12 protein-coding genes are annotated in these 15,990 nt (G+C 71.4%); all 12 read right to left on the minus strand.

Annotated elements, in window-relative coordinates:
* Window positions 1–62 precede the first annotated feature (62 nt).
* Window positions 63–1,895 carry a DUF2339 domain-containing protein gene (locus DFJ65_RS00140; protein ID WP_115921261.1) on the minus strand — a complete coding sequence of 611 codons (1,833 nt, stop codon included), beginning with the start codon at window positions 1,893–1,895 and terminating at the stop codon, window positions 63–65.
* A 109-nt stretch (window positions 1,896–2,004) separates the two neighbouring features.
* The gene (locus DFJ65_RS00145; RefSeq protein WP_115921262.1) at window positions 2,005–2,682 is read right to left on the minus strand and encodes a response regulator; all 678 of its coding nucleotides are present in this window, start codon (window positions 2,680–2,682) and stop codon (window positions 2,005–2,007) included.
* Window positions 2,679–3,839, minus strand: a complete 1,161-nt coding sequence (macS, locus tag DFJ65_RS00150; RefSeq protein ID WP_115921263.1) for a MacS family sensor histidine kinase — start codon at window positions 3,837–3,839, stop codon at window positions 2,679–2,681. Before macS ends, DFJ65_RS00145 begins: the two co-directional genes overlap by 4 nt.
* Window positions 3,836–4,633, minus strand: coding sequence for a LemA family protein (locus DFJ65_RS00155; RefSeq protein WP_115921264.1), 798 nt, complete (start codon window positions 4,631–4,633; stop codon window positions 3,836–3,838). Before DFJ65_RS00155 ends, macS begins: the two co-directional genes overlap by 4 nt.
* Before the next feature lie 57 nt (window positions 4,634–4,690).
* Complete coding sequence (locus tag DFJ65_RS00160) at window positions 4,691–5,389, minus strand: sirohydrochlorin chelatase (protein ID WP_115921265.1); 699 nt, start codon at window positions 5,387–5,389, stop codon at window positions 4,691–4,693.
* Window positions 5,386–6,504 (minus strand): uroporphyrinogen-III synthase, encoded by a 1,119-nt coding sequence (locus tag DFJ65_RS00165; protein ID WP_342767479.1) that lies wholly within the window; start codon window positions 6,502–6,504, stop codon window positions 5,386–5,388. The genes DFJ65_RS00160 and DFJ65_RS00165 overlap by 4 nt, the downstream gene beginning before the upstream one ends.
* The gene (gene cobA, locus DFJ65_RS00170; protein ID WP_115921266.1) at window positions 6,501–7,664 is read right to left on the minus strand and encodes a uroporphyrinogen-III C-methyltransferase; all 1,164 of its coding nucleotides are present in this window, start codon (window positions 7,662–7,664) and stop codon (window positions 6,501–6,503) included. The genes DFJ65_RS00165 and cobA overlap by 4 nt, the downstream gene beginning before the upstream one ends.
* Window positions 7,661–8,092: a nitrite reductase (NAD(P)H) small subunit gene (locus DFJ65_RS00175; protein WP_245949884.1), complete on the minus strand. Its 432-nt coding sequence runs from the start codon at window positions 8,090–8,092 to the stop codon at window positions 7,661–7,663. The genes cobA and DFJ65_RS00175 overlap by 4 nt, the downstream gene beginning before the upstream one ends.
* Entirely contained in the window at window positions 8,089–10,701 is a 2,613-nt protein-coding gene (nirB, locus tag DFJ65_RS00180; RefSeq protein ID WP_115921267.1) for a nitrite reductase large subunit NirB, read from the minus strand. The genes DFJ65_RS00175 and nirB overlap by 4 nt, the downstream gene beginning before the upstream one ends.
* Before the next feature lie 103 nt (window positions 10,702–10,804).
* Window positions 10,805–12,349 (minus strand): FAD-dependent oxidoreductase, encoded by a 1,545-nt coding sequence (locus DFJ65_RS00185; RefSeq protein ID WP_245949886.1) that lies wholly within the window; start codon window positions 12,347–12,349, stop codon window positions 10,805–10,807.
* Window positions 12,346–14,499 carry a molybdopterin oxidoreductase family protein gene (locus DFJ65_RS00190; RefSeq protein WP_115924013.1) on the minus strand — a complete coding sequence of 718 codons (2,154 nt, stop codon included), beginning with the start codon at window positions 14,497–14,499 and terminating at the stop codon, window positions 12,346–12,348. The genes DFJ65_RS00185 and DFJ65_RS00190 overlap by 4 nt, the downstream gene beginning before the upstream one ends.
* Before the next feature lie 9 nt (window positions 14,500–14,508).
* Complete coding sequence (locus DFJ65_RS00195; protein WP_115924014.1) at window positions 14,509–15,936, minus strand: MFS transporter; 1,428 nt, start codon at window positions 15,934–15,936, stop codon at window positions 14,509–14,511.
* Window positions 15,937–15,990: the final 54 nt, after the last annotated feature.

Raw genomic sequence — 15,990 nt, forward strand, 5'->3', positions numbered from 1 at the left:
CACGACAGCCGGTGGCCTTCCCCCTTGGAAGGCCACCGGCGGTGTTCACGACACCCTTGTTCTCAGCCCCGGCGAGCACCCACGTGGCTGTCGGCGCCGGCCGGGGTGCCGGTGGGGCCGTCGGCCGGCTCGCGAGTCGCCTTCTGCTGGGCGAACGCCCGGGCGTATCCGGCACCCGCACCGAGCAGCACCAGACCGGTGATGATGAACGCCGCGGCCCGCACCACGCCACCGGTGTTGGCGAGATCGGAGAGGAACAGACGTCCCAGCGACAGGCCGGCGAGCCCCAGGCCCAACCCGAGCAGCAGGCCCGGCTTCTCGACCTTCAGGCTGACCGCGAGCACCCCCGCTGCGAGCAACATCCAGCTGACGGTGGTGCCCACGTGGCCGACCTGAGCCGCATCGCTGCCGAACGCGAGCGCCGCGGCGCCGCCGGCCAGGAAGTAGGTGGCCATGAGCAGGCCGAAGGCCGCGAGGAAGATCGCACCGATGGGGTCGGCGCCGTACCGGCGGATGCCGACGAGGAGGCCGACTGCGACGATCGCCGCGAGCAGGAGTCCGGTGGTCAAGCTCTGCGCCGCGTAGTTCTCCGGCCAGAGCGCCATGCCCGGGTTGGTGGTCTGCCCGATGCCGAGCAGCGTGAACGCCAGCGACAGGGCTGCCACGAAGTGGTTCTTCACCTGGTAGACCGACACCGCGAGCACGAGGGCGATGGCGAGCAGGATCGGCGCCAGCCAGGCACCGGTCGTGATGACGGTCGCGGCCGAGAGCATCGCCGCGCCGGTGACCAGGGTGGCGACCGCGGTGGTGGCCAGGCCGACCGGCCGGGCGATGACGATCGAGGTGAGCGTGATGGCCGCGATCGCGGTGCCGGCGATCGCCGCGACACGGAAGTCGAGCGCCTGGATCGCAACGATCATCGGGGCGCTGGCGGCGCCGTACGTCAGGGCGGTCACCCACTCGGTGGTGCGACGGCTCGCCGGGAGCGCCGAGGCCAGACCGATGGTCGCGACCAGGTAGGCGGCGAGCTGCGACGCCAGCGCGAACTTGTCGTCGACGACGACGATCCCGGTGGCGATCGCGACCGGCAGGGTGCGGGCCACCGCGATGCCCGGCCACTGGCGGGTGAACTCGGGAATGCAGCCGGCGGCCTGCAGCAGCACCAGGAAGGCCACCAGGGTGGTGCTGACACCGTGGGTGAGCACCGGTGCGAGCACGCCGACGGCGGCGGTCATCAGTACGGCGAGCACCTGCGAGTTCCACTTGGTGGCGAGCGCGACGGTGCCGGCGGCGACGACCGCGGCGAGCGTCAAACCGGCAACGGCCGGGATCCATCCGTAGAAGTTCGTGGCGGCCAGCACGCACAGGAAGAGTCCGGCGGTGCCGGTGGCGGCGAGCGCGATGGCACCGATGCGTCCGCCGAGTCGCTGGTGCAGTCGGGTGGAGCCGGCGAGCAGAGCCGCCGACAACAGCGCGCCTCCACCGACCCGCAGTTCGGGGCGCAGCAGTCCGGCCCGGGCGGCGATGACGAGCAGCATCACCACGCCGATCAGCGTGACGAGCACGCCGGCGCCGGCGAACAGCTTGGCGACGACGCCGTCCTTCTCCCACCACGGCTCGCTCGGCTTCACCGTCGCGTAGGGGTAGGCCGGGCGGGGGCCGCCCATGGTCTGGAAGTGCGCACCGTTCGGGTACTGCGGCTGCAGAAGGTACGGGGGCTGCTGCGTGGCCCGGCCGTAGGGCGGACGCGGTCGCGGCCCGTACACCGGGCTCTGCTGCGGCGGCACCCCGTAGGGCGGACGCTGCCGCGGCCCGCCGGGGAACGGCGGGCGGCCTTGCTGCTGGTCGGGATTCGGACGCTGGTTCGGGCCGTCGGGCCGGGGTGTCGTGTTCATGCTTCAAGCCTGGTTCGGCGGGCGCCGCGGGGCCTGAGTAGCACTACTCAACCGGGGTAGGTACTTCCTGAACGGTGACCTACCTGTGCCGGTCCGATCACGGGGGGTGTCAATCGAGACCGTTCTCGATGGCGTAGCGGGCCAGCTCGACCCGGTTCGACAGTTGCAGCTTGCGCAGCGAGGCCTGCACGTGGTTCTCGACGGTGCGGTGCGACACCCCGAGGCGGGCAGCGATCTGCTTGGCACTCAACCCTTTTGCGACGAATCGCAGCACTTCGGTCTCGCGCTCGGTCAGCTTGGGGAGTTCCGGCCCGTCGCCGGTCGGCACGGTCGCCATCCGGCGGTACTCCCCGAGCACCAACCCGGCCAGCCCCGGTGTGAACACCGGCTGTCCGGCGGCGGTGGCCCGCACCGCGTCGAGCAGTTCGGCCACGCCGGCCGACTTGACCAGGTAGCCGCTCGCCCCGGCCTTGACCGCTTCGAGCACGTCCTCCCGCTCGGACGACGCCGAGAGCACCAGCACCTTCGAGTGCGGCGACTGCGCGAGCACCGCGGCGGTGGCCTGGGCGCCGTTGCCGTCGGTGAGGTGCATGTCCATGAGCACGACCTGTGCCTGGGTGGCGGCCGCCCGGCTGGTGGCCGCGGCGACGGAGTCGGCGGTCGCCACCACCTCGAAGCCGTTCTCGGTGAGGTCGCGGCTGACGCCGTCGCGCCACATCGGGTGGTCGTCGACGACCATGATCGTCGTCGGTTTCGTCGCGGCCGTCGCACCTGTCGCGTCGATCATGCCCGGTTCGTCCCCTCCAACGGAATGTGCAGTTCCCATTCGGTGCCCTCCCCCGGTTGCGCGAACAGGTCGACGGTGCCACCGATGGAAGTCATCCTGCCGCGAATCGACTTGCTGACGCCCATTCGTCCCTCGGCTTCGGCCTCGGCCAGCCGTGCGGGATCGAACCCGACCCCGTCGTCGCGCACCGTGACGACGAACTCCGCGTCGTTGTCCTCGAGCAGCACGAACGAGCGGGCGCCCGGGCCGGCGTGCTTCTGGGTGTTGTCGACCGCGGCACGCACCACGGCCACGATCTCGTTCGTGACCGCCTCGGGCAACACCATCGGGTGGCTGGGTGCGGCGATCGAGACGTCGGTCGGCAGTTCCTGCTCGAGCCGGGAGCGGAGGTCCTTCGGTGCCGCCTGATCGGCGCGTGACGCGCCCGCCTGCCGCGACAGCAGCTTGCGCAGCGCGTCCTCCTGGTCACCGGCCAGCGTCGCGAGTTCGGTTGTCGGACCGCCGATCTCGGCTCCGCGACGACGCACGAACGCGAGCACCTGCAGGGTCGTGTCGTGCACCTCGCGGGCCAGACGCTCGCGTTCGGTGGCGGCGGCTTCGAGCCGGATCGCGCGGTCGAGCAGTTCTCGGGCGCGCCGCACGATCTGCGATCCCATCCCCACTGCCAGGCCGACGGTGAGCAGGATCGGCAGCGTCGCATCGAAGCTGAGGTTGTCGAGTTGGTCGACGATCGCCAGGGCCGACAGCCCGATGAGCGCCGCGGCGCCCATGCCCCACCAGGGGCCGAGCAGGATCGCCACCGAGACGACGGCGTTCGCCGCCCAGAAGGTGGTCGGCACCGTCTGGTGGCGACTGAAGTAGTCGTTGTGGCCGCCGACCAGGAGCGTGCTGGCCATGAGCAGCAGCGTCACGACGACGTCGGCGGCCACGATCCTGGCCCGGTGCCGGTGCCCGAACGCCAGCAACGTGCCGGCGGTGCCCGACCACACGAGCATCAGCGCGAAGACGACCCAGCTGAGGGTGCGGTTGACGTAGTTGTCGACCACCGTCCACTGCACCGCGCCGGCGTAGGCGAGGGACGCCAGCCGGAACACCTGAGCGGCGCGCCACAGCGGTAGAAGGCCGGACGCGTCCCGCTCAAGTGTCGCGGTGGTCACTGCTGGTTGGGGTACCCCTGCGGCCCGCCCTGCTGCGGGTAGTTCTGCGGCTGGGCCGGCTGACCCTGCGGGTATTGCTGGCCCTGCGGGTACTGCTGCGGCTGGCCGGGCAGCGGGTTGGGCGTGGCGCCCTGCTGCTCGATCTGCGGGTATTCGGTGGAGTGGGGCTGCACCGGGTCACCCGGGTCGGGCATGTTGTAGCCGCCCGGACCACCGGCGGTGCCGCCGGGGCCGGTGCCGAAGTTGACGCTCGGCACGTTGCGCTCGTTGCCCTCGGCCTCGAAGTACTCGGCGCGCGCGACGCCCGCCGGGCCGGCCATGAACTTGGTCGGGATCGACTCGATCGCGGTGTTGAGCTCACGCACGATGGCGTTGTAGTAGCGACGACCCGAGGCGATGCGGTCTTCGGTGGAGGACAGTTCGTTCTGCAGCCCGAGGAAGTTGGCGTTCGACTTCAGGTCGGGGTATGCCTCGGCGACCGCCATCAGCCGGCCCAGCGCCTGGGTCAGCTGACCTTCGTTCTGTGCGGCGGCCGCCGGGTTGTTGCCGCCGTTGATCGCGGCCGACCGGGCGCGCAGCACCTCCTCGAGGGTGGCGCGCTCGTGCTGCGCATAACCCTTGACGGTTTCGATGAGGTTGGGGATCAGGTCGTGACGACGCTTGAGTTCGACGTCGATCTGGTGCCAGGCCTCCTGCACCTGGTTGCGTTTCTTGACCAGGCCGTTGTAGGCGGAGATGGCCCACACGACCAGCAGGACGATGATCACCACGAGGATGATCAGGAACCACTTCATCAGCACGTCTCCTTCGGTTGCATTGCCGCTCAGCCTACGTGCTGGTCGGCTCCCGGATCAGCTGTCCACACCCTCGAACACACCCTCGAACCGCCGCAGCACCAACTCGGCCAGCCGCGGGTCATCGCCGAGCGGCGCCGACACCCGCGCCCCGAGGCCGCCGAGCCGGTCGTGGAAGAAGCCGGGCCCGATGAGGTAGCTCGCGACGACCACCTCGCTCGGGTCGCCGCCGTGCTCTGCGGCAACCACCCGGACGGCGTCGGCCACCGAAGGCTGCCGGGCGGACAGATAGCCCAGCGCGACCGTCCCGGCCCAGCGTTCGGCGAGCAGCTCACGCATCCGCTCGGCGTCCGTCGCGCCGGCGGCGCGGCTCGAGCCGGCGACGGCCAGCACCACCGAGGCGTCCAGCGTCGCGCCGGCGTCGACGAGCCGGTCGACGAGCACCTTCGCCAGCAACGCGTGCGGCCCGAGCGCGGGCGCGGCGTGGGCGTGCGGGTGGGCCGCCACGGCCTGCGCCACGTCGACCTCGGTGTGGAAGCCCGACGACAGCAGCAGCGGCACAACCACGACCGAATCATGGTGCGCCGCAAGCTCGTTCACGACCTGCGGCAACTCCGGTTGCTGCACGTCGACGTACGCCTCGCGCACGGTGAGGTCGGGGCGACGGCGCGCGACCTGCGCGACGATCGAGCGCACGACAGCCTGCCCCTGGGGGTTGTCGGTGCCGTGGGCGCAGACGACGAGCGCCCGCGTCATCGGTCGGCCACCGCCAGGCGGTAACCCCGCTTGACGACGGTGGTGACCAGATCACGGTCGGGCAGCGCATCGCGCAATCGGGCGACGGCGACCTCGGCGACGTGCGGGTCGACGGCGGTGCCGGGCAGCACCGCGAGGATCTGCTCGCGGGTCACCACCGCACCGTCGGCGGCCGCGAGGCGACGCAGCACCGCCAGCCCGGCCGGTGGCAGGCTGAGCCGCCGGCCGTCGAGCACCGCCTCCGAACGCCAGACCCGCAGGGCGCCCGCCGGGGTGACCGCCTGTGTCGCGTGCACCGGCAGGTGCGCCACCAACGACCGCACCAGCGCGCCGAGGCGGAAACGGTCGGGCACCATCGGGTCGATCCCGACCAGCCGCAACGGGGCCGCGGTGACCGGGCCGACGGCCGCGGCGACGACGCCGCCGTCGACGGCCATCGCCGCCACACACTCCTGCTCCAGACCCAGGCCGCGCGCGCTGTCGAGGAAGGCCTGTGCTCCGGGTGCGGAGGTGAAGACCACCGAGTCGTACTCCCGGTCGGCCACCCGGCGGACGCCGTCCTCGACGGCTCGGGGGTCGGCAGCCGGCCCCCAGCGGTAGACCACGAGCGGTTGCACCGTGGCGCCCGCGTCGGTGAACGCCTCGTCGAGACCGTCGGAGCCGGCGCCGTGGTGTTGCACCGCGATCCGCAGGTCGGCGATCGATTCGGACAACAGGAAGTCGCGCACCTCGGCGTTGGTCTCCGATTCGGCCACCCAGTCGGGTTCGAGTCCGGCGGCGCGCAGCGCACCGCTGGTCTTCGGGCCGCGGGCGATGATGCGGGTGTCGCGCAGCATGGCGAGAAGTTCGTCGGCGAGGCCCGCGGCATCTGCGGCCTCGATCCATCCGGTGAAGCCGACACCGGTCGTGCCCACCACGATCTGCGGCGGGTCGGCGATCAACTCCTTTGTCGCGCGCAGGAGTTCGGCATCGTCCACGTGAGGCACCACCGACAGGGTAGGGGCGTGCGCGATCTGCGCACCGCGCCGCTCGAGGGCAGCGGCGAGCTCGGCGCTGCGGCGCTGCCCGGTGAGCAACACCCGGGCACCGACCAGCTGGTCGCCCACCGGGTTCACGAGAATCCGTTCGCGGCGTGCGGGTTGCCCGGGTCAGCACCGTCGGGGTCAGTGGGATCGGTGGGATAGGCGAGTTGGCCGACGACGTCGCCGATGACGATCACTGCGGGATTGCTGATCTGCTGCGTGAGCACCTGCTCAGTGATCGTGTCGAGGGTGCCGCGCACGCTGCGCTGCTGCGGGCTGTATGCCTTGTGCACCACCGCCACCGGGGTCGCGGGGTCTTTGCCGGCGCGCACCAGCGACGCGGCGAGTTCGGGCAACCGTCCCATGCCCATGAGCACGACGATCGTGTGCGGCCACTGCACGAGCACGTCCGGCGACACCTCGTCGTGACCCGAGATCATCAGCACCCCGGCGGCCACCCCGCGGTGGGTCACCGGCACCAGTCCGGCCAGCGGCGCGGCGAAGGCCGAACTCACGCCCGGCACGACCTCGACCTCGACGCCGGCCTCGCGGCAGGCGATCCATTCCTCGCCGCCGCGGCCGAGCACGAACGGGTCGCCGCCCTTGAGCCGCACGACGTACTGCCCGCGGCGGGCGCGGTCGATGAGGATCTGGTTGATCTCGTGCTGCGGCACGGGGTGGCGGTAGGGGGTCTTGCCGACGTCGACGACCTCGGCGGTCGAGCCCAGGCTGCGCAGCAGCCCGACGGGGGCGAGGCGGTCGGTGACGACCACATCGGCGCGGGCCAGTTCGCGGCGTCCGCGCACGGTGATGAGGTCGTCGGCGCCCGGGCCGCCACCCACCAGCACCACCTTGCCGGTCGAGGATTCGGGCCGGAGTTCGCGCAGCGTCACGTTGGCCTCGATGACCGCGTCGTCGATCGTCGCGGCGTCGTAGGTGCGCGCGTCGCCGCCCTCGAACCACGCCTTCGTCGCGGTGGCAAGGGCACGCAGCCGCTCGGTCTCGGCGGGGTGTTGTTCGTCGGCCGAGACCAGCCACACGTCGGCAAGATCGGCGGCGGTCACCGCGGCGGTGTTCCAGGCGATCGCGTCGGACGCGTAGAGATCGCGCAGGTCTTCGCACAGGGTAGGTGCGTGCACGCGCACGGTCGCGCCGGTCGTGAGCAGCGCCGCCACCCGAGCGGCCGAGATCGGGCCGCCCCCGACGACGAGCACCGGCTTACCGGCGAGATCCATCGCGTGCAACGGGGTCATGCGCTCAACACATCCGTCGTGGTCGGCGGGACGACGCACTCGCCGACCTCGAGCCGGTCGCCGACCACCCGGGTGCTCCAGGTGCCCAGGCAGACCTGATCGTCGGTCGTGCACCGACCGGTCGCCAAGTAGAACGTCTGCTTATACATAGGAGAAGCAAGCGTACGGTGAATCGTGCCTCCGACGCAGATCGATCCCACGATGCCGCGGGCCATCACCTGCGCCCCGCTGAACGGATCGCGGTTGCCGACGGCGTGGATCGAGCCGTCGATGAGCCGCACCACCGCCACCTGAGCGGCGCCCACGCGCACCGGCACCGCGCGTTCCAGCGGGATGGCGACCAGGTCGGCCACCGGCGTCCAGTGGATCGGAGCAGTCGCCGGGTCCGGGATCGGGTCGGCCATCGCGTCGGTCATCTCATCGGTCATCGGCGGATCTCCAGGGTCGGACCGGACAGGAACACCGGACGGCGCGCCGCGTCGACGACCTCGATCTGCGGGTCGCTACGCTCGGCCGCGGTGGCCGGACGCCGCTGGCCGCGTTCGACCACGTAGTGCAGGTCGTCGTCGGGAGCGTCGTCGTTGACGAACGCCGCGAACCGGGCAAGCTTGGCCGGGTCGTCGAGCACGTCGCGCCACTCGTCGGAGTAGGAGTCGACGTGCCTGGCCATCGCCGCGTCGAGGTCGGCGGCCACGCCGAGGCTGTCGTGCAGGATCACGTCGCGCACGTGGTCGAGCCCGCCGTCGATCTCCTCCAGCCAGGCGGCCGTGCGTTGCAGCCGGTCGGCGGTGCGGATGTAGTACATGAAGAAGCGGTCGATCGCCTGCACGAGGCCGGCATCGTCGAGGTCTTCGGCGAGCAACTGTGCGTGGCGCGGGGTGAATCCGCCGTTACCTCCGACGTAGAGATTCCATCCCTTCTCGGTCGCGATGACTCCGACGTCCTTGCCACGGGCCTCGGCGCACTCACGCGCGCAACCCGACACCCCGACCTTGAGCTTGTGCGGCGATCGCAGTCCGCGGTAGCGCAGTTCGAGGGCGATCGCCATGCCCACGGAGTCCTGCACGCCGTAGCGGCACCAGGTGCGTCCGACGCACGACTTCACCGTGCGCAACGACTTGCCGTAGGCGTGCCCCGACTCGAAGCCGGCGTCGACGAGTCGCTTCCAGATCGCCGGCAACTGGTCGACCCGGGCACCGAACAGATCGATGCGTTGGCCGCCGGTGATCTTGGTGTAGAGGTCGAAGTCGGCGGCCACCTGGCCGATCGCGATGAGGCCCTGCGGGGTGATCTCGCCGCCGGGGATGCGCGGCACCACCGAGTAGGTGCCGTCTTTTTGCAGGTTGGCGAGCATGTGGTCGTTGGTGTCCTGCAGGCCGCCCTGCTCGCCGTCGAGGATGTGCCCGTTGCCCAGGCTGGCGAGGATCGAGGCGACCGTCGGCTTGCAGACATCGCAGCCGTGACCGGTGCCGTGCCGTTCGACGATTGCGCTGAAGGTGGTGAGTCCGGTGACCTGCACGGCGCCGAACAGCTCCGCCCGGCTCATCGGGAAGTGTTCGCACAGTGCCTTGGTAACCTCGACGCCGGCCGCGGCGAGCTGCACCTCGGTGATCTTCTTGACCAGCGGCAGGCAGGAGCCGCAGCTCGTGCCGGCCTTGGTGCAGCCCTTCACGTCCGCGAGGCTGCAGCACCCTTCCTGGTCGACGGCCCGGCGCACCTGCCCGGCGCTGACGTTGTTGCACGAGCAGACGGTGGCTTCGTCGGGCAGCTCCAGCTGCGCCGCTTCGCCGCCTTCGGGTGCCACCAAAGCGGCTGGGTCACAAGCCAGTTCCTGACCGAGCATCGGGCGCAGCGAGGCGTAGGCGCTGGCGTCGCCGACGAGGATGCCACCCAGCAGGGTGCGGGCGTCGTCGCTGACGACGAGCTTCTTGTAGACGCCGTTGACCGCGTCGGCGTAGGCCACCTCGAGACAACCAGGCGTGGTGGCGAAGGCGTCACCGAACGAGGCGACGTCGACGCCGAGCAGCTTCAGCTTGGTCGATGAGTCGGCACCCGGGAAGGTCGCCTCACCGTCGAGCAGCCGGTCGACGACCACCTCCGCCATCGCGTAGCCCGGCGCGACGAGCCCCCACACCCGACCGTCGATGCAGGCCACTTCACCGATCGCGCTGACCAGTTCGTCGTCGGTGCGGCAACCGGAGTCGACGACCACTCCGCCCCGCTCGCCGATCGTCAGACCGGCGTCGCGGGCGAGTTCGTCGCGCGGTCGCACGCCAGTGGCGAAGATGACCACCTCGACGTCGATCGAGTCGCCGTCGGCGAAGGTCATCGTCCGCACCCGTCCGGTGCGCTTGTCGGTGATCTTGGCGGTGGCCGTGTCGGTGCGGACGGTGACACCCAACGCCTCGATGAGCCGGCGCAGTTGCGCTCCGCCGCCCTCGTCGACCTGCAACGGCATCAGCCGGGGCGCGAACTCGACCACGGTGGCCTCGGCGCCGAGCGCCTGCAACGCGCCGGCCGCCTCGAGCCCGAGCAGGCCACCGCCGACGACGGCTCCGCGCACCGGCCGGCCCGGATGGTCGGCCCGCAGCTTCTCGACGAACGACCGCAGGTCGGCGACGTCGTCGATCGTGCGGTAGACGAAACATCCGCGCAGGTCCTTGCCGGGCACCGGCGGCACCGCCGCGTACGACCCGGTGGCCAACACCAGGTGGTCGTAGCTGAGCAACTGCCCTGTCGACAGTTCGACCACGCGGGCCACCCGGTTGACCTGAAGCGCGCGCACGCCCTTGCGCAGGCGCACCAGCGGGTCGTGCCACAACTGGTCCTGCCCGAGCGCGAGGTCGTCGGGGTCGCGGCCGGTGAAGTAGGAGGTCAACGCCACCCGGTCGTAGGGCGGACGCGGTTCCTCGGCCAGCACCGTTACCCGGTAGCTGTCGGCGTTGTCCCGGGCTCGGAGGGCTTCGACGAAGCGGTGCGCGACCATGCCGGCGCCCACCACGACGACGTGTCGCTGAGTCGAGTCGGTCGGGCTCATTGCGGGCTCCTGGTTTCGTCGGGGGTCATCGGGATGGTTCGAAAGTAGGTGCGTCGTGTTTCGGCACCAGGTCCGAAAATGTTTCGGGCAGGCAAATTCGTGCTCACGGTGAGCCCTGGGACGGGTGAGCGCCGAGGGTCGCGTGCGCGTCTGCCGCGACCGGTGTGGACAACGGCGTCGCGTTCGCCGGACGGGTGTCGGACGGTGGGTCGACCTCCTCCATCCACGCGAGCAGCCCCTCCACCGCCGAGGCACATCCGCCGCATCCGGTGGTGGCCCGGGTGCGTGCGGCGACCGCCTCGACGTCGCGGTCACCCGCTGCGTGCGCGCCGACGATCTCCCGCTTCGTCACGCCGTTGCACCGGCAGACGGTGGCGTTGCCGGGCATGGTCGCGAGGTTGGTGCGGTCCGCACCCTGGCCCGCGCCCGTGCCGGTCGGCAGCTCGGCGAAGAGCAGATGGGTGGGGTCCTTCGGCGTGGGTGTGCGCCGCTCGAACGCCGCGGTGAGGTCGGCCGCAAGGTCGGGCGCGCCGATGCAGGTCGCGGCGACGACCCGGTCAGCAGCGACCTCGACACTCACGTGCCGACCGGCGCCGGCATCGCTGAGTGTCACCGTGCGTCCGGCGCCGCCGGCGGTGCCCATCGTGACCACCGAGAGTCCGCGGGCCTTGAGGGTGACGACGCCATCGGCAGACCCGGAGGCACGAACCGGCCGGCCGGCGAGTTCGTGGGCCAGGCGTCGGGCTTGCTCCCAGCCGGGTGCCAACAGCCCGGTCCAACGGCCCTCCTCCTGGGCGCAATCGCCGATGGCGGCGACCGCCGGGTCTTCGGGGCTACGCAGGTTGGCACCGACGACGATGCCGTGCTCGACCGGAAGTCCTGCCGCACACGCAAGTTCGGTGCGCGGAACAACTCCCGCACTGGCCACGACGAGGTCGGTCGGCAGCACGGCGCCGGCGGCGGTGCGCAACCCGCAGACCGCGCCGTCGTGGCCGACCACGTCGATCACCTCGACATCGAGCAGCACCCCGATGCCCTGGGCGCGCAGCGAGTCGGCGAGCACCCGTGCCGCAGCGGCGTCCAACTGGCGATCCATCAGGGTCGGTGTGCGGTGCACCACCGTCACGTCGGCACCGCGATGGGCCAGGCCGCAGGCGAGTTCGATGCCGAGCAGCCCACCTCCGAGCACGGTGATCCGGCGGCCGGGGCGCGCCGCCGCCACCAGGTCGCGGCAGTCGTCGATGGTGCGCAGCGTGCGCACACCGCGAAGATCGCTGGTGGGCAACGGAACCCGTGGTTCGGCGCCGGTGGCCAAGACCAGGGTGTCGTAGTCGTGAACCACGCCGTCGGCGTCCGTCACCGCCTTGGCGGCGCGGTCGATCGAGACGACCGTGGTGTCGGCGCGCACGACGACCGGCTCGGACGCGGCCGGCAGGGTGAGCGCGTTGATGTTCGCCCGGCCGGCGATCACCTCCGAGAGCAGCAGCCGGTTGTAGGGCAGGTGCGGTTCGGCGCCGAGCACGGTCACCGCGACGGCGCCCGGGGCGGCGAGCGTCTGCAGTTCCTCGACGAAGCGCGCCGCGACCATGCCGTGACCGACCACGACGACGCGGTGTGCATTGGAGTCGCCGCTCATGTCGCCGCTCATGTCCCTGCTCCGTGCTCGGCGGCCGACACGTCGACCGCGCACACCTTGAACTCCGGCATCCCGCTCACCGGGTCGGTGGCGGGGTTGGTGAGGTCGTTGCAGAACTGGTCGTCGCCGTCGCCGTGGAACGGCACGAACACACAGTCGGGCCGCACCGCGGTGGTCACCCGCGTCGGCGCGACGAACGAGCCACGCGCCGAGGTGATGCGCACGGGTGTGCCGTCCTCGACGCCGATGCGGTGGGCGGTGAGCGGGTGCACCTCGGCGAACCGGTGCTCGCTCGGCCGACCGAGGGCCGCGACGCGGGCGGTCTGGGCGCCCGACTGGTACTGGCGCAGCACGCGTCCGGTGAGCAGGTAGGTGCGCGCGCCCTCGCGCAGGTCGTCGTCGACCCCGACGACCGACGGCACGACCGCCAGCGCCCGACCCGACGGCGTCGCGAACCGGTCGAGGAACATCCGTGGGGTGCCGCTGTGTTCGCGGTCGGGGCACGGCCAGTACACCGGTTCGCGGGCCACCCGCTCGTGGTCGGCTCCGGCGTAGTCGGCGCGGCCGCCTGCGCTGGCCCGCCCGAGCTCGGCGAACACCTCGACCGGGTCGGTCGCGAATTTCACTGGTGCACCGAGAAGTTCGGCGAGTTGCGCCCAGATGACGAGCTCGTCGCGCACCCCGTCGGGCGGGTCTGTTGCTCGGGCCCGCCGCAGGATGCGTCCTTCGAGGGAGGTCATCGTGCCGTCCTCCTCGGCCCACTGCGGCACGGGCAGCACGACGTCGGCGAGCCGGGCCGTCGCCGAGGGCACGAAGTCGGCGACGACGAGCAGGTCGAGACTGCCGAGCCGTTCGCGGACGGCGCCCGCGTCGGGTGCCGAGACGGCGGGGTTGGCGCCGTGCACGAAGAGCACCCGTGGGCCGCCGGGACGACCGAGCGAGTCGAGCAGTTCGACCGCGGGGCGGCCCGGACCGGGGATGGCGTCGGGGTCAACACCCCACACCTTTGCCACATGCGCCCGTGCCTGCGCGTCGGTGATGCTGCGGTAACCGGGCAGTTGGTCGCACTTCTGGCCGTGTTCGCGTCCGCCCTGCCCGTTGCCCTGACCGGTGAGGCAGCCGTAGCCGCTGCCGACGCGACCGGGCAGCCCCAGCGCGAGCGCCAGGTTGATCGCTGCGGTGACGGTGTCGGTGCCGTGCGCGTGCTGTTCGGCGCCGCGCCCGCTGATGACGTAGGCGCCCGCTCCCCCGCGGTGTGGTGCGGCGGCCACGAGCAGTTCGGCCGCCTCCCGGATCTGACCGGCGGGCACACCGGTCGCCTGCTGGGTGCGCTCGGGCCACCAGCACGTGGACGCGGCTGCCACCGCATCCCACCCCTCGACGCGGGCCGCGAGGTAGTCGTCGTCGGTGCCGCTCGCCGCGATCACCGCGTGCAGCAGGCCGAGCAACAGCACGACGTCGGTGCCGGGCAGCGGCTGCAGATGCAGGCCGGCCCCGTCGTCGGTCAGCGCCGCCGTCGCGCTGTGCCGCGGATCGATGACGATCAGACCGCCGCGCTGCCGGGCGCCGGCCAGGTGCCGGGTCATCGGCGGCATCGTCTCGGCCGGGTTGCTGCCGACCAGCAGCACCGCGTCGGCGCCGCCGAGGTCGGCGAGCGGGAAGGGCAGACCGCGGTCGAGCCCGAACGCCCGGTTGCCCGCCGCGGCGGCCGACGACATGCAGAACCGTCCGTTGTAGTCGATAAGGGCGGTGCCGAGGGCAACCCGCGCGAACTTGCCCAGGCTGTAAGCCTTTTCGTTGGTCAGGCCACCGCCGCCGAAGACCGCGACCGCGTCGGGGCCGTCGGCGCGTTGTGCCGCACGGATGGCGCTGACGATCCGTTCGTACGCCTCCTGCCAGGTCGCTGCGCGTAGTTCACCGCCCGCGTCCCGCACCATCGGCGTCGTGATCCGGTCGCGCACCGCCAGCAGTTCGGCTGCGGTCCAACCCTTCTGGCACAGACCGCCCTGGTTGGTCGGGAAGTCACGGGGCTGCACCGCGAGCCTGCCGTCGTCAGCCGGCTCGAGCCGCATCGCGCACTGCAGCGCGCAGTAGGGGCAGTGCGTATCAGTGCCCGTCGCGCTCGTCCGCCGCTGCGGCGCGTCGAGGTCGGTGAGCGTCATCGCCACGCCTCAGATCCGGTGGCTGCCGAGAGCAGAACCCTTGCGGCCGTACGCCGCCCAGGTGATCGCCGCCATCAGCAGGTAGACCCCGAGGATCACCAGCAGCGCGGGCACGATCGTGCCGGCCGGGTGGGCGGCGTCGATGCTGTGCGACTTGGAGACAGCGAAGCCCTGCGGCACGAGAAACCCGCCGAAGGCACCGATCGCACCGACGATCCCGATCGCGCCGCCCGCTGTCCGCACCGCGGTGGCCCGACCGGCCGGCGAGCGGTCGGTGGCCGTCACGTCGAAGACGGCGGGGATCATCCGGTAGATCGAGCCGTTGCCCACGCCGGTGAACACGAACAGCCAGCAGAAGCTGACCATGAAGAGCCCGAAGTCGTTGGTGCGCAACGCGATCACCGCACCACCGGCGCCGACCGCCATCGCCAGGAAGGAGACCACGGTGACCACCCACCCGCCGACCCGGTCGGCGGCGATGCCGCCCAGCGGACGGCTCAACGAACCGACGAGGGCGCCGAGGAAGGCGAGCTTGAGACCTTCGGCCGGAAACGCGTCGTGCAGCAGTTTCGGGAAGACCCCGGCGAACCCGATGAACGAACCGAAGGTGCCGATGTAGAGCAACGACAGCAGCCAGGTGTGCGGCATCCGGGCGGCCCGTCGCATCGAGCGTCCGTCGTTCGCGGCCATCGTCAGGTTGTCCATGAAGCGCCAGGCGAGCAATGCCGCCAACAGCGCTGCCGGCACGAAGATCCAACCGGCCGCGGGAAGGTTCGGAGCGGTCGCCGTCGCGGCTCCCCAGACCACCACGAAGGGCACGACGAACTGCACCGCCGCCGTGCCGAGGTTGCCGCCGGCCGCGTTGAGCCCCAACGCTGCTCCCTTGCGGGCGGCCGGGAAGAAGAAGGAGATGTTGGTCATCGACGAAGCGAAGTTGCCGCCGCCGAACCCGGCCAGTGCTGCGACGAGCAGCAGCACCGGGAAGGGCGCCAGATTCTCCAGCGCCACCACCAGCCCGAGGGTCGGCGCGAGCAGCAGCAGCGCCGACATGATCGTCCAGTTGCGGCCGCCGAACCGCGGCACCGCGAAGCTGTACGGGATGCGCAGTGCCGATCCGACGAGCACCGGCATCGACAGCAGCCAGAACTGCTGGCTGTCGGTCAACGCGTTCGCGCCGGTATAGCCGAAGGCCGCCAGTTGCGGCACGACGATGCCCCAGAGCGCGAACACCCCGAACCCGAGGAACTCCGCCAGCACCGACAACCCGAGGTTGCGCCGTGCGATTGAGCGGCCGTGCGCCGCCCACTGGGCAGGGTCTTCGGGGTCCCAGCCGTCGAGCCATCGTCCCGGTCGGCGGACGAGCCCGTCGGCGGTGTCGACGGTGTCGACGGGAGGGGCGAGCGCCAGATCGGTCGGCTCGGTGGTTGTGGTGACCATGAACACCTCGCACGCAGGTGCCCACCCGGACGGTGAGCGAGTGCGAGGAACGCT

Source organism: Calidifontibacter indicus (genome assembly GCF_003386865.1).
GTDB classification, from domain to species: domain Bacteria; phylum Actinomycetota; class Actinomycetes; order Actinomycetales; family Dermatophilaceae; genus Yimella; species Yimella indica.

Excerpts from the sequence above, each read along its gene's own strand:
- DFJ65_RS00140 (WP_115921261.1), bottom strand. The coding sequence starts at position 1,895 with ATGAACACGACACCCCGGCCCGACGGCCCGAACCAGCGTCCGAATCCC.
- DFJ65_RS00145 (WP_115921262.1), bottom strand. The coding sequence starts at position 2,682 with ATGATCGACGCGACAGGTGCGACGGCCGCGACGAAACCGACGACGATC.
- DFJ65_RS00155 (WP_115921264.1), bottom strand. The coding sequence starts at position 4,633 with ATGAAGTGGTTCCTGATCATCCTCGTGGTGATCATCGTCCTGCTGGTC.
- DFJ65_RS00160 (WP_115921265.1), bottom strand. The coding sequence starts at position 5,389 with ATGACGCGGGCGCTCGTCGTCTGCGCCCACGGCACCGACAACCCCCAG.
- cobA (WP_115921266.1), bottom strand. The coding sequence starts at position 7,664 with ATGACCCCGTTGCACGCGATGGATCTCGCCGGTAAGCCGGTGCTCGTC.
- DFJ65_RS00175 (WP_245949884.1), bottom strand. The coding sequence starts at position 8,092 with ATGACCGATGAGATGACCGACGCGATGGCCGACCCGATCCCGGACCCG.
- nirB (WP_115921267.1), bottom strand. The coding sequence starts at position 10,701 with ATGAGCCCGACCGACTCGACTCAGCGACACGTCGTCGTGGTGGGCGCC.
- DFJ65_RS00185 (WP_245949886.1), bottom strand. The coding sequence starts at position 12,349 with ATGAGCGGCGACATGAGCGGCGACTCCAATGCACACCGCGTCGTCGTG.
- DFJ65_RS00190 (WP_115924013.1), bottom strand. The coding sequence starts at position 14,499 with ATGACGCTCACCGACCTCGACGCGCCGCAGCGGCGGACGAGCGCGACG.
- DFJ65_RS00195 (WP_115924014.1), bottom strand. The coding sequence starts at position 15,936 with ATGGTCACCACAACCACCGAGCCGACCGATCTGGCGCTCGCCCCTCCC.